The organism is Roseibium sp. Sym1, assembly GCF_027359675.1.
Lineage (GTDB): Bacteria > Pseudomonadota > Alphaproteobacteria > Rhizobiales > Stappiaceae > Roseibium.
The window spans coordinates 2,848,177-2,860,314 of record NZ_CP114786.1 but is presented as its reverse complement, the minus strand read 5'-3'; the positions used below and the strand labels follow the sequence as shown (position 1 = coordinate 2,860,314).

Sequence of the window (12,138 nt, the reverse complement as noted above, 5' to 3'; positions counted from 1 at the left end):
GAATTCTAAAAAGCCGGCCCGGAGGGTTCCGCTCCGGACCGGGAGGTATGGCCGTGCCGGAAACGGCACGGCCGGGCCTGCATCAGGTGTAGCGGTATGGACGCCCCGCCTTCTGCATGTCCTGATTGTACTTCTTGAAGATCTCGACGACCTTCGCCTTGGTCGGGCTTTCGGCCGCGATCTCGTCCCAGAAGGCCGTCGCGGCTTCTTCGACGGTTGCCCATTCGGCATCCGGAATGGAGGTCAGTTCCATCTTGGTGCCGTTGACGCGCAGGTTGGCTTCGCCGCCCCAGTACCACCACTGGCGATAGTAGTGGGAGGCATCCATGGCCAGCTGCAGCATCGACTTCAGGTGGTCCGGAAGCTCGTTCCAGCGTTCCTGGTTGGCGAAGAAGGAGCCGGCCCAGGCGCCGGAGATGTTGTTGGTCAGGAAGTAGTTGGTCACATCCGCCCAGCCGACGGTGTAGTCCTCGGTGATGCCCGACCAGGCAATGCCGTCAAGCTCGCCGGTCTGGACGGCAACCTCGATGTCTTCCCACGGCAGGGTGACCGGCACGACGCCGAACTGGGCCATGAAGCGGCCGGCCGTCGGGAAGGTGAAGACGCGCTTGCCTTCCAGGTCCTTCAGCGAGCGGATCGGGTCCTTGGTGGCGAAGTGGCACGGATCCCACGCACCGGCGGAGATGTGCTTCACGCCGACCTTGGCATATTCTTCTTCCCAGATTTCCTTAAGGCCGTACTGGTTGAACAGCACCGGCACGTCGAGGGAATAGCGGGACGCGAACGGGAAGTAGCCGCCGAAGACGGTGACTTCGGTCGGAGACGCCATCGAGTCGTCGTCGGACTGCACGGCGTCGATGGTGCCCTGCTGCATCGCGCGGAACAGTTCACCGGTCGGAACCAGCTGGTCGGCGGTGTAGAGCTCGATCACCATCTCGCCGTTGGCGGCCTTGTTGAAGGCATCGATATGCGGCTTGATCACGTGTTCGGCCAGCGCCGGACCGGCATAGGTCTGCAGGCGCCATTTGATCTGCGACTGGCCGTGCACGGCCGGGGCCGCGAGGGTGGTCGCACCGGCGGCGGCGGCAGTGCCAAGACCGGCTTTTTTCAGAAAGTCACGTCTGTTGGTCATCTCAAGTTCCCCTAAGTTCCAGTTTCATTTCAAGCGGTGCGGCCGTTGTCCGGCTCTGGTATGTCCGCAGTCAAACTCCGTTTCCTCCGGACGTTTTGTTGTTGCCCTCAGATCCTCCTACCTGCCGTACACGAGATCCGGCAGCCAGAGCGCGATCTGCGGGAAAGCCATGACGAGAACGAGCGCCAGGATCATCACCGCGACGAACGGCGTGATCGAGCCGTAGATGTCGCGCATGGTGACATCCTTGGGCGCCATTGCCCGCATCAGGAAAAGATTGTAGCCGAAGGGCGGCGTCATGTAGGCGATCTGCGTGGTGATCGTGTAGAGCACGCCGTACCAGATCAGCACCTCGCCCGCCGGCATGCCGAGGTCGAGCGTTGCCACCAGCGGCACATAGAGCGGCGCCACGATCACCAGCATCGCCGTGTCGTCCAGGAACGTGCCCATCACCAGGAAGGACAGCTGCATCAGGATCAGGATCATCCAGGGCGACAGGCCGAGCTGGTCGGTGAAGAGGTTCTCGATCGCCTTGACCGCGCCGAGCCCGTCGAACACCGCGCCAAAACCGAGGGCCGCCAGAATGATCCACATGAACATGCAGGAAATGCCGAGCGTGTTCTTCATGCACAGGATCAGGATGTCGAAGGTCATGCGCCGGCGCACGATCGAGGCGAGCAACGCGGTCAGCGCGCCGATCGCCGAGGCCTCGACCAGGCTGGTATAGCCCATCACGAAGGGCACCATCATGGCGGCGAAGATCACGATCGGCAGGATGCCTGCCAGGAGCAGGTGATATTTCTGATCCTTGGACGCTTCCCGTTCTTCCTTCGACAGAACCGGGCCGAGTTCCGGCTGGATCTTGCAGCGCACGGCGATATAGACCACGAACAGACCTGCCATCATCAGGCCGGGCACGATGCCCGCCAACCAGAGCTGGCCGACCGGTGCGCGGGCGATCATCGCATAGAGCACCAAGACCACCGAGGGCGGCACGAGAATCCCCAGGGAGGACCCGGCCTGGATCACCCCCGTGACCATGCGCTTGTCGTATTTGCGTTTCAAAAGTTCGGGCAGGGCAATGGTCGCACCGATGGCCATGCCGGCGACCGACAATCCGTTCATGGCCGAGATCAGCACCATCAGCAGGATCGTGCCGATGGCGAGACCGCCATGAACCGGCCCCATCCAGACATGGAACATCTTGTAGAGATCGTCGGCGATCTTGGTTTCCGACAGCACGTAGCCCATGAAGATGAACATCGGCAGGGTCAGCAGCGGATACCATTTCATCAGCTTCATGGCCGCGGAGAACGGAATGTCACCGCCGCCGGTGCCCCACAGCGCCAGCGCCGCGATGGCCGCGATGCCGCCGATGGCGCCGAAGACGCGCTGCCCCGTCAGGAGCATCAGCATCATCGACGAGAACATCAGGAGAGCGATCAACTCATAGGACATCAGAGAGACACTCCCTTGATCCGGGCAATGTCTTTCAGAAGTTCAGAGACGGTCTGGAGCAGCATCAGGAAGAAACCGAAGATCATGATGAATTTGACCGGCCACAGATAGGGCCGCCAGGCGGTCGGGCTGCGCTCGATGTAGCCGAGCTTCTCAGCCGCAGCGTCCGGACCGCCGGTCACGAAGGTGATGAAGAGGTCCCACCAGAAGCCGATCGAATCCTTGCCGAAATAGCCGAGCGAATAGGCTGTCGAATTGAGCGCGCCATAGAGCAGGACACAGAGGTAGAAGATCAGCAGCAGCACGGTGAAGGCGTCGAACCAGGCTTTCTTCTGCACGCTCCACTCGGCGTAGAAGAGATCCATGCGCACGTTCGAGCCCATCTGGATCGAATAGGGGCCGCCGAGAACGTAATAGGCGACCATGGCGAACTGGGCGACTTCCAGCGTCCACAGCGACGGATTGAAGAACGTCTTGGAAATCGACGACCACAACAGAATCGCCGCCATCACGAAGACACCCCACATGATCACCTTGCCGAGCCCGCGGTTGAACCCGTCGACGGCGCGGACATAGAGGCAGGCCAGCTTAAGCATGGGCACCTCCCCCAACCATCTGCGCGGCGCGTTGCAGCACCGGTGCCAGCAGCGTGCTCCAGCGGGCTTCCTCTTCCGGCGTCGTAATCTCGTCGTTGCGGATCTCGATCATCAGGCAGGGCAATTGCCGTTCCTCTCCATGCCGGTGGATCGTGTAATAGACGCCATCAGCGGGCGAATAGGGCTCATTGTCGCCGACCGTCAGGTCGCCGCGGGCCTTCAGGTCCGCCAGCACCGGATCGGCCAGGCGCCGGTCACTCTCATAGATCAATCCGATCTCCCACGGCCGGGACTGGCCCTTGTAGACGGGCGTGAAGGAATGGATCGAGACGACCGCACTCGGCAGCCCCTTGCCCTTGCGCAGGTTCAGCACCTCGTCGATCGCCGTGTGAAAGGGCCGGTGCGCAAGATCGATGCGCAATGCCTTTTCTTCCGGGCTCAGGTCCCTGTTCCCGGCAATCTCGGTGGTTTCGCTCAGACACGGGATCAGGTCGGGCCGGTTTTCCTCCCGGTTGCAGTCGATGATCAGCCGGGAAACCGTTGTGAAGACGAGCGGCGCGTCAAGCTCCTTCGACAGCCCCCTGGCAACGCCAAGCGCGCCCGGGTCCCAGGCGATATGGGCTTTCTTGTCGGCATCGCTGACGTTCAGGCTTGTGTCATAGGGAGGCGGAAAGAAGTTGGAGGCATGGTCGCAGACAAGCACGATCGGACCTGCCCCCTCGGCATTTTCAACCGCGACAGCGTGGTTCACTTCTCCTGCGGGGAGACCTGCACCCATTCCCAACTCCCTGAAAGACCACCCTGTTTCTTTGTAATGTTTATTACAGGATTGCCGACTTCGCTAACTTCTGTAATATTTGATACGCAGAATGAGACCGCTGTCAAATGAATTTCAGCGGCACCAATGGGAAAAAGGCCGAAGCCCATGGAACGCCCCCTTCTGGAAGAGATCCGCGACCGTCTGGATGAATTCACCGCCACGGAAAAGAAGGCGGCCCATGCGCTGATGGCGAATTATCCGATGCAGGGCCTGGGCACCGTCGCCCAGTTCGCGGAAGCCGCCGGTGTCAGTTCACCAACCATCCTGCGTTTTGTCGGCAGGCTCGGATTTCCGGGCTTCGCGGAGTTCCAGAAAAAGCTGCGCAGCGAACTGGAAAGCCAGCTCAACTCTCCGCTGGCACGCAGCAACAACATGGCCGACGCACCGGACCGGGACCCCCATGTCAGCCAGCTTCTCGACAATGTGCGCGAGACGTTCGCGCATCTGCCCAAGGGCGAGCTGACCGGGCTCACAAAGCTGCTCGCCGACGAGCGCAAGACCGTGCATCTCATCGGCGGGCGCTTCACCGACGGGCTCGCCCGCTACATGGCCGCGCATCTCAGGATCGTGCGCCCCAATGTCAATCACGTCGCCGGACAGCAGGGAAACTGGCTCGACCAGCTGATCGGTATCGGTTCGAAGGACGTGGTCGTCATCTTCGACATCCGCCGCTACCAGGCAGAGATCATCCAGTTTGCCGAGGCGGCGGCCCAGCAGGGCGCCACGGTGGCGCTGATCACCGACAGCTGGATGTCCCCGGTCGGCCGGATCGCCAGCTATGTGCTGCCGGCCCGCGTCGCCGTGCCCTCCCCCTGGGACTCCTCGCTGGCCCTGATGGCCATTGCCGAAGTGCTGATCGCCGGCGTCACCCGGGAGAACCAGGGCCGTGCCCAGGAACGCATGCGCGCCCTGGAAAAACTGCGCAACGAAATCGACCCCTCGACGGAAGGGCGGGCCATGGGGCCGGATATCTGAGTTTTTGCCGGGTCCACCATCGGTCATTCTGATCGGCCTGAAAACACGCCCTCACCCCACTCTCAGTGATCACCCCGGCCTTGAACGGGCACAAGATCTCACCACTCCCACCGAGGTCATCCCGGCCTTGAGCCGGGACCCACTCGTTTCCAGAGCTGTCGGGTTGAAGCAGGTATGGGTATGGGCGCCGCGTTGCTCTTTTCAGGGTCCTGTACGCGCCGACATGTGGATTAGGTCCCGGCTCAAGGCCGGGATGACCATGGTGATTGGGGCGAGGCTTCAACTGACGTCGCCACCAAAATTCAGCCTCATCCTGAGGAAGCGCGCAGCGCTGTCTCGAAGGATCCGCAGCACACTCCCAGGCAAATTACCGATCCTTCGAGACGGGCCTGCCGGCCCTCCTCAGGATGACGATGATGGATGTGGCCTGCTGATTCCTGAGGTGACGGACTTGCTGTCAAACCATGGGAGGCATCTCACTTTCCGTGCTCAACCCACCCTTAATTCACAGGCTTTTATCGGTTAGCCGGGTGCGCGCGACTCACCTATACTCCGACCGATCTTGGCAGGGTGTCGGCACAGATGCGGCGTCATGGTATGGCACCGAGACCGCCCCCCCCGCGGCCCGATGCCGCGACAGACAAAGGACGCAGCACGATCTCCAGCGACCTTTCCTCTCCACCGTTTCGCCCGCTCATCCGCGCGACACCGCGCGCCTTCATCCTGCGCGGCGAGCACTTGCTGGTGCAGGAAAAAAACCATCCGGTGAAAGGGGTTTACTACACCTTGCCGGGCGGAAAGCAGGAGCCAGGCGAAGACCTGGAAGCGACCCTGCAACGCGAGTGCCTGGAGGAAATCGGCGCGGAGGTGACAGTTGGCGACTTGCGGCATGTAGCTGATCTCTACCGAGCGAAATCGGACGGCATGGAGCGCCAGCACCAGCTCGATCTGATCTTCGAATGCACCGTCCCGCAGAGCTATCAACCAATGCTTGGAGACCATCCGGATCCGCATCAGGTTGCCACCAGGTGGATCACCGCCGAGGACGCGGCGCTGCTACGTCCGCTTTATGTCACAAAACTGTTTCCAGTTGGCTGTACGCGGGTGCCCAAAGTCTATCTCGGGCCTCACGATGACTAACATACCGAAGATTATCCGTGAAAATCTCCATTTCCTGTGCGCGGAGATTGACGGTCAGCTGATCCAGCTTGAGGCCTTCTTCAAGGAGCCGACGGCTGCGACCGCGCGCCGGATCATGGACCGGGCCGGATATGCCCATAACCTGAAGACGCGCATCCTCGCCGCCTGCGTGCGCCAGATGAGCGGCGCGAAGACGACCAACCGCAAACACATCACCCTGCGCAGCCTGGAACTGATCGCCTCCGACCTGCAGCGCCTGTCCAACCTGGCACGCCAGTCCCTGCACCATGTCGAGCAGATCGAAGAGTTCGAAGCGCTGGAGCCGCAGCGTTACCCGGCCATCGTCAAACGGGTCCGCGGCGGAGTTGCCCGCATCGAGCAGGCACTTGTCAGCGGCGACAGTGAGTTGGCGATCGGGATCGGCCAGCTTCAGGACAGGATCGAGGCCGACTACCGCAAGCTGTTCAAGACCTACACCCGGGAGATGCGCAACACGAAAATCCGGCCGGCCGACATCGCCAACAGCCTGCTGGTCGCCAGCGAGATCCAGCGCATGGGCGACTCGCTGCGCTCGATCAGCGAGGCCCTGATCTCCGCCAATATCGGCCAGGCGGTCAATTTCGAACGCTATTTCGCGCTTCAGAGCCTGATGTCGGACCTGGACGGACCGGGCGGCGACCTGACCGTCGAGACCATTGCCGAGACCCGCTCCGGCAGTTCCATCTCGGCCATCAAGGACCGCAAGACCGAAGAGGTCGCGGCGGTCTTCAAGGACGGTGAGAAAAGCAAGGTGAAGGAAGAGCGCCAGGGGGTGAAAAGCTGGCACTCGATCTATCCGGGCCTTGCCCCGAAGATCCTGTCCTACGAGAAAGGCGACCGGTCCGCAGCCCTTCTGATCGAACATCTGCCCGGCCAGACGTTCGAACATATCGTCCTGAGCGGAAACGAGACCCTTTGCACCTGCGCACTCAAGCGACTCAACCGGACACTCCGGGACATCTGGAAACAGACCAGGACCGGCGAACCGGCGGAACTGGCCAGCATGCAACAGCTTGCCAGGAGGCTCGGGGACGTGCGCCGGGTCCATCCGGAATTCAAGGACCGCAAGGTCAGCTTCTCCGGCGAGGTCCTGCCGTCATTCGACAAGCTGATCGACCAGGCCGCCGAACGGGAGACCAGGGTCCCCGCACCGTTCTCGGTCCATATCCACGGCGACTTCAATGTCGACAACATCCTTTACGACCCCGGCGAGGACCGGGTCCATTTCATCGACCTGCACCGGTCGCGCTACATGGACTATGTTCAGGATGTCTCGGTGTTCATGGTCTCCAACTACCGGCTGCAGGTGCTCGACCGCGAGACGCGCCGGCGGATCATGCAGGTCTCCCAGGACTTCTACAAATCCGCCAGGGGGTTTGCCCGCAAGCAGGGCGACGCGACGTTCGAATACCGGCTGGCGCTCGGACTTGCCCGGTCCTTCGCCAGTTCCACCCGGTTCATTTTCGACAAGTCCCATGCAAGGCGGATGTGGCTGCGCGCCCGCTACCTGATCGAACAGGCGCTTGCCTGCCCGCCCGGCGATGAAGCCCGCTTCCGGCTTCAGATGAAGGAGCTCTTCGTTGACTGACCTGAAAATCGGCGTCATCGGCATTCCGGGAAAGTGGTCGACCGAGGTTCTCGCCGATGCACTGGAAAAGGAAACCGGCTACCGCTGCGTGGTCGACATGGCCGATGTTGCGCTCGATCTGGAAAACCGCGCGCTGATGTCAGGGGCCACCGACCTCTGCAAGCTCGATGGCCTGGTGATCAAGAAGATCAGCCAACAGTACAGTCCGGCGACACTTGACCGGCTTGAGATGCTGCGCGTCGCCGAAGCCGCGGGCGTGAGGGTCTTTTCGTCCACGCAGTCCATCCTCGGCCTTGTCAACCGCCTGAGCTGCACCGTGACGCTCGCCAATGCCGGCATGCCGATGCCGGCGACCTGCGTCACGGAAAGCGTCGACCTGGCTCTTGCCGCCGTGCGGCGCTTCGGTGGCGCGGTGTTCAAGCCGCTGTTCTCCACCAAGGCCCGCGGCATGTCGCTGATGGATGGCGGCGAAGACGAAGCGGCGCTCCGGCGGAAGATCGAGGCCTTCAAGGCCGACAACCCGGTGATGTACCTGCAGCAGAAGGTCAATCTTTCGGGCCGCGATCTCGGCATGGTGTTCCTCGGCGGCAAATACCTTGGCACCTATGCCCGCGTCGCCCAGACCGACAGCTGGAACACGACCATTCTCCATGGCGGCAAATACGAGCCCTTCGAACCGGATGCGGATCTGGTCGAGCTGGCCCGGCGCGCCCAGGCGCCCTTCGAGCTCGATTTCACCACGGTTGACGTCGGACTGACGGATGCCGGCCCGGTCATCTTCGAAGTCTCCGCCTTTGGCGGCTTCAGGGGCGCGCTCGAGGGCGCCTCCATCGACGCGGCAACGCTTTACGCAAACCACGTGATTGAAAGGGTGCGCGCATGACCGGCATCAGCGTTCAGGACGTTGTCGATGCGCTCGCGCCGGTACGCGAGACCCAGGCCTCAGACCCGGTGTGTCTCACTGTCGGCGGGCTGGTCATTGAAGTCCGCTGCATGTCGGACACGCTGCTGGCCGAACTCCTGCGCTACTTCCAGCACGTCATTTCCGCACCCTCGGAACCGGACCTGACCGTCCATGTCCTGGGCGAAGCCGACCTGCCCTTCACGGTGGCCTACACCGACTGGGCCCGGGAACCGGGCAAGACCGGGCGCAAGGATGCCGTCTGCGACCTGGACAACGGGCGCATGGTGCTGAAGGTGCGCACCGGCGTGCAATTCCTGCAGGCGCCCGGCTGGGCGATCGCCTTCGGTCCGACGAAGGATTATCCCAACCAGGTGATCAACTTCGTCAATACCCAGATCCTCAACCATTTCCAGCGGCAGGGATGGGTCGCCTGCCACGCGGCCGCGGTTCGCATGGCTGACAAGGGACTGGCCATTTCCGGCCTCTCCGGCGGCGGCAAGTCGACGACCATGCTGCGCCTGATGGAAATCGCCGGAACGCACTATGTCACCAATGACCGTCTGCTGGTGCGCAATGCCGGCAACCGCACCGACGCGCTCGGCATCCCAAAGCTGCCGCGCATCAATCCGGGCACCATCGTCACCAATGCCCGCCTTGCCGGCCTCATCGACGAGGAACGCGAGGAAGAGCTGCGCAATCTCGAACCGGACGAACTCTGGCACCTGGAAGAAAAATACGACCTCTTCATCGACGACATCTACGGCCCGGGCCGGATTTCCCATGACGCAGGGCTGACCGATTTCTGGGTGCTGAACTGGTCTCGGGACAGCGTGGAACCGACAAATGTCCGCCAGGTCAACCTGGAGAACCGGCCCGACCTCCTCACCGCGATCATGAAAAGTCCGGGCCCGTTCTTTCAGGGCACCAATGGTATGTTCTGGACGGACCACTCGGAAATGGATACGCCGGCCTATCTGAACGCATTAAGGGACGTGCAGGTCTGGGAAGTCACGGGCAACATTGATTTCGACGCCCTGTTCCACGCAGGGGCCGATCTCCTGGGGCAGAAACCATGACCAACCGTTTTGCAATCCTCGTGCGGCACGGCGCCTATCACCAGAAACCCGGCACGCCGAGCGCGCTGCAGCCGTTTCAGCTGACCGATGCCGGCAGGCGGCAGGCCGCCGACGCGGGCCACGAAATTGCGGCCCTTGCCGCAGACCATGGCTGGCGCCTCGTGCCGGAGGTGCTGTGTTCGCGCCAGCAGCGCGCCTGGCAGACGGCCACGCTTCTCGGCCAATCCCTGTCCGAAGCTACGGGAGCGGACGTCACCGTGACCGAGCACGAGGCGCTTGCCGAGCGCAGTGTCGGCGCCTTTGCCAACCTGACCATCCCCGAGATCGAACAGGTGCTTGCCGAGGATCCGCGCTACACGCCGCCCCCCGAAGACTGGAAATCGAACAGCCATTACAGGCTTCCCGCCCAGGGAGCCGAAAGCCTGCTGGAGGCCGGCGCGCGCGTGGCCGCCTTCCTGGAGACTCGGCTCGACGCGCTGGCAGCCCACCCCGGGGTGACCGCGCAGGTCTTTGTCGGCCATGGAGCGGCCTTCCGCCATGCCGCGCACCATCTCGGCGTGCTCGCTTTCGACGACATCCGCAAGGTCAGCATGCACCACGCAAGACCCGTTGTCGTGAGTTTCAGCCCGGACGCGGGCTGGTCGCATGTCGCCGGCGCCTGGAAACAGCGTCAGGTTCTGGAAACCGCACTGGACTGATTGGAACGCCAAGCCCAATGATGACGGACACGCCCCTGAGCCCCCTGCTGCCGCCGATTGCCTGCACCAACAGCCGGGACCTGGACCTGCCCGAGAGCTGTGTGCCCTGGCCGATCGAAAAGGGACACGACCTGCCTATTGCCTGCAACAACGCGCCGGACCTCGTCACCAGCCTTGCCAAAGCCAATGAGCTCGGTCCCTGGGACTGGCCGGCAAGGCCGGTGATCTTCATTTCCGATCTGCATGCCGATGCCGAGAGCCTGTTGCGCTCCCTCGTGGCGGCGCGGGCGATCATCCGCACGGGCACGGGCCTGACGGAGTTCGAGCTCACGCCCTTCGGGCGGAGCTGCCAGATCATCATCGGCGGCGACTGCCTCGACAAGGGCCCGAGCAATCTTGACCTGCTCGACGCCCTGGCCGTCCTGATGAAATCCACGGACGTGGTGCTGCTCGCCGGCAATCACGACCTCCGGCTTTTTCTCGGTCTGGAAGCGCTCACCGTGAAGCGCAGCTCGCTCAACGCACACATGTTCGTGCGCATGGGCAAGAAGGTGATGCCGCTGCTGAAGGAGATCTTCGACCGCCATGTCGATGCATCCTCGGCCTTGGACCACCTTCCGGACGAAATGGACTGCCTGCGCCTGATGGTGCCCGGCAGGAAATGGACGAAGCAGTTCCCGAAGGCGGCCGCGGCCTACATGAACGACGCCGCGATCCGCAAGGAGATGCAACGCCTGAAGAAAAAGACCGACAAGTTCGCGGACCACGCCGCCGAAGTCGGCCTGTCGATCCGGGAGCTTTTTGCCGCGGCGCTGAAATGCCGGGAGCTGTTCATCGAGCCTGATGGCCGTTACGCGTGGCTGTTTCGGCAGATGAAGGCCGTGCACCAGAGCGGATCGCTGCTGTTCGTCCATGCCGGCATCGACGACCAGATGTCCGCCCAGATCTCGAAAAAGGGCGTCGATCACGTCAACCGGCGCTTCCGGAAGGAAAGCCGCAAGGATCCCTTTGTCTTCTATTCCGGCACGATCGCCAACCTGATGCGGACCAAGTACCGGGATGTCGATCACCCGCTGACCGAGGCCGGTGTCGAGGAGCTTCATCTGGCGGGCATCAAGCTCCTGGTCCAGGGTCACATCAACCGCCACTGCGGTCAGGAACTGACCTCCAGACAGGGCCTCCTGCACCTGGAGGCCGACATCACCCTTGACCGCCACTCCAGAAGCTCCGAAGGTCTGGACGGCATCGGCACCGGGGCAACGATCATCTCGCCCAGCGGCAATATTCTCGGCCTCAGCCGGGACTATCCGCATGCCAAACTGTTCGACCCGGTTGAGATCCTGAAGCAGCACGGAGTGTCGCGATGATGGAACGCAAGGGCCGGTTCCGGCACCAGTCTCTCCAGGACAGGAAGTCGATCCAGAAACTGCTCGACGCGGTCAAGCGGGGCATTGCCAAGGGTGAGCTCGAGTTCGGCGACGACACCGGCGAGATCACCCTGGAGCCCAGGGGCCTGATCACCCTGCGTGTCACCGCCACCCAGGAGGACGACCAGTCCCGCCTCGACCTGCGCCTCACCTGGACCAACGACACCGAAAACGGCAGGGACAGCGGCAAGCTGAAGGTCAAGGGCGGGTAGGCAAGCCCAGACATCAGCTTGAATGATCCTTTTCAGCCCGATCCTTCAACAGGACGGGGATGCGCTCGCAAGC

13 protein-coding genes are annotated in these 12,138 nt (G+C 62.5%); 8 read left to right on the top strand and 5 right to left on the bottom strand.

Features of this window, described 5'->3' with window-relative positions:
• Positions 1 to 82: 82 nt before the first annotated feature.
• From O6760_RS12995 to O6760_RS12975, 5 genes are all read right to left on the bottom strand, one after another.
• On the bottom strand, positions 83 to 1,132 hold the full coding sequence (locus O6760_RS12995; protein ID WP_269585781.1) for a TRAP transporter substrate-binding protein: 1,050 nt from the start codon (positions 1,130 to 1,132) through the stop codon (positions 83 to 85).
• Between the two features lie 117 nt (positions 1,133 to 1,249).
• Positions 1,250 to 2,590, bottom strand: coding sequence for a TRAP transporter large permease (locus O6760_RS12990; RefSeq protein ID WP_269585780.1), 1,341 nt, complete (start codon positions 2,588 to 2,590; stop codon positions 1,250 to 1,252).
• Positions 2,590 to 3,186: a TRAP transporter small permease subunit gene (locus tag O6760_RS12985; protein WP_269585779.1), complete on the bottom strand. Its 597-nt coding sequence runs from the start codon at positions 3,184 to 3,186 to the stop codon at positions 2,590 to 2,592. Before O6760_RS12985 ends, O6760_RS12990 begins: the two co-directional genes overlap by 1 nt.
• Complete coding sequence (locus O6760_RS12980) at positions 3,179 to 3,964, bottom strand: N-formylglutamate amidohydrolase (protein WP_269585778.1); 786 nt, start codon at positions 3,962 to 3,964, stop codon at positions 3,179 to 3,181. Before O6760_RS12980 ends, O6760_RS12985 begins: the two co-directional genes overlap by 8 nt.
• The gene (locus O6760_RS12975) at positions 3,934 to 4,113 is read right to left on the bottom strand and encodes a hypothetical protein (protein ID WP_269585777.1); all 180 of its coding nucleotides are present in this window, start codon (positions 4,111 to 4,113) and stop codon (positions 3,934 to 3,936) included. Before O6760_RS12975 ends, O6760_RS12980 begins: the two co-directional genes overlap by 31 nt.
• Between O6760_RS12975 and O6760_RS12970 the strand changes: the two genes are divergently transcribed.
• From O6760_RS12970 to O6760_RS12935, 8 genes are all read left to right on the top strand, one after another.
• Positions 4,112 to 4,981: a MurR/RpiR family transcriptional regulator gene (locus tag O6760_RS12970; protein ID WP_269585776.1), complete on the top strand. Its 870-nt coding sequence runs from the start codon at positions 4,112 to 4,114 to the stop codon at positions 4,979 to 4,981. The genes O6760_RS12975 and O6760_RS12970 overlap by 2 nt on opposite strands.
• A gap of 597 nt (positions 4,982 to 5,578) precedes the next feature.
• Entirely contained in the window at positions 5,579 to 6,121 is a 543-nt protein-coding gene (locus O6760_RS12965) for an NUDIX domain-containing protein (RefSeq protein WP_269585775.1), read from the top strand.
• Positions 6,114 to 7,748, top strand: a complete 1,635-nt coding sequence (locus O6760_RS12960; protein WP_269585774.1) for a phosphotransferase — start codon at positions 6,114 to 6,116, stop codon at positions 7,746 to 7,748. Before O6760_RS12965 ends, O6760_RS12960 begins: the two co-directional genes overlap by 8 nt.
• Positions 7,741 to 8,631: a GAK system ATP-grasp enzyme gene (locus O6760_RS12955; protein ID WP_269585773.1), complete on the top strand. Its 891-nt coding sequence runs from the start codon at positions 7,741 to 7,743 to the stop codon at positions 8,629 to 8,631. Before O6760_RS12960 ends, O6760_RS12955 begins: the two co-directional genes overlap by 8 nt.
• Positions 8,628 to 9,728, top strand: coding sequence for an HprK-related kinase B (locus tag O6760_RS12950; protein WP_269585772.1), 1,101 nt, complete (start codon positions 8,628 to 8,630; stop codon positions 9,726 to 9,728). Before O6760_RS12955 ends, O6760_RS12950 begins: the two co-directional genes overlap by 4 nt.
• The gene (locus O6760_RS12945) at positions 9,725 to 10,426 is read left to right on the top strand and encodes a histidine phosphatase family protein (RefSeq protein ID WP_269585771.1); all 702 of its coding nucleotides are present in this window, start codon (positions 9,725 to 9,727) and stop codon (positions 10,424 to 10,426) included. The genes O6760_RS12950 and O6760_RS12945 overlap by 4 nt, the downstream gene beginning before the upstream one ends.
• 17 nt (positions 10,427 to 10,443) lie before the next feature.
• A complete protein-coding gene (locus tag O6760_RS12940) occupies positions 10,444 to 11,793 on the top strand; it encodes a metallophosphoesterase (RefSeq protein ID WP_269585770.1) in 1,350 nt (449 codons plus the stop codon).
• Positions 11,790 to 12,065, top strand: a complete 276-nt coding sequence (locus O6760_RS12935) for an amphi-Trp domain-containing protein (protein ID WP_269585769.1) — start codon at positions 11,790 to 11,792, stop codon at positions 12,063 to 12,065. Before O6760_RS12940 ends, O6760_RS12935 begins: the two co-directional genes overlap by 4 nt.
• The last annotated feature ends 73 nt before the right edge of the window (positions 12,066 to 12,138 follow it).

Coding starts and splice junctions, on each gene's coding strand:
- O6760_RS12995 (WP_269585781.1), bottom strand. CDS start 1,132: ATGACCAACAGACGTGACTTTCTGAAAAAAGCCGGTCTTGGCACTGCC.
- O6760_RS12990 (WP_269585780.1), bottom strand. CDS start 2,590: ATGTCCTATGAGTTGATCGCTCTCCTGATGTTCTCGTCGATGATGCTG.
- O6760_RS12985 (WP_269585779.1), bottom strand. CDS start 3,186: ATGCTTAAGCTGGCCTGCCTCTATGTCCGCGCCGTCGACGGGTTCAAC.
- O6760_RS12980 (WP_269585778.1), bottom strand. CDS start 3,964: ATGGGTGCAGGTCTCCCCGCAGGAGAAGTGAACCACGCTGTCGCGGTT.
- O6760_RS12970 (WP_269585776.1), top strand. CDS start 4,112: ATGGAACGCCCCCTTCTGGAAGAGATCCGCGACCGTCTGGATGAATTC.
- O6760_RS12975 (WP_269585777.1), bottom strand. CDS start 4,113: ATGGGCTTCGGCCTTTTTCCCATTGGTGCCGCTGAAATTCATTTGACA.
- O6760_RS12965 (WP_269585775.1), top strand. CDS start 5,579: ATGGCACCGAGACCGCCCCCCCCGCGGCCCGATGCCGCGACAGACAAA.
- O6760_RS12960 (WP_269585774.1), top strand. CDS start 6,114: ATGACTAACATACCGAAGATTATCCGTGAAAATCTCCATTTCCTGTGC.
- O6760_RS12950 (WP_269585772.1), top strand. CDS start 8,628: ATGACCGGCATCAGCGTTCAGGACGTTGTCGATGCGCTCGCGCCGGTA.
- O6760_RS12945 (WP_269585771.1), top strand. CDS start 9,725: ATGACCAACCGTTTTGCAATCCTCGTGCGGCACGGCGCCTATCACCAG.
- O6760_RS12940 (WP_269585770.1), top strand. CDS start 10,444: ATGATGACGGACACGCCCCTGAGCCCCCTGCTGCCGCCGATTGCCTGC.
- O6760_RS12935 (WP_269585769.1), top strand. CDS start 11,790: ATGATGGAACGCAAGGGCCGGTTCCGGCACCAGTCTCTCCAGGACAGG.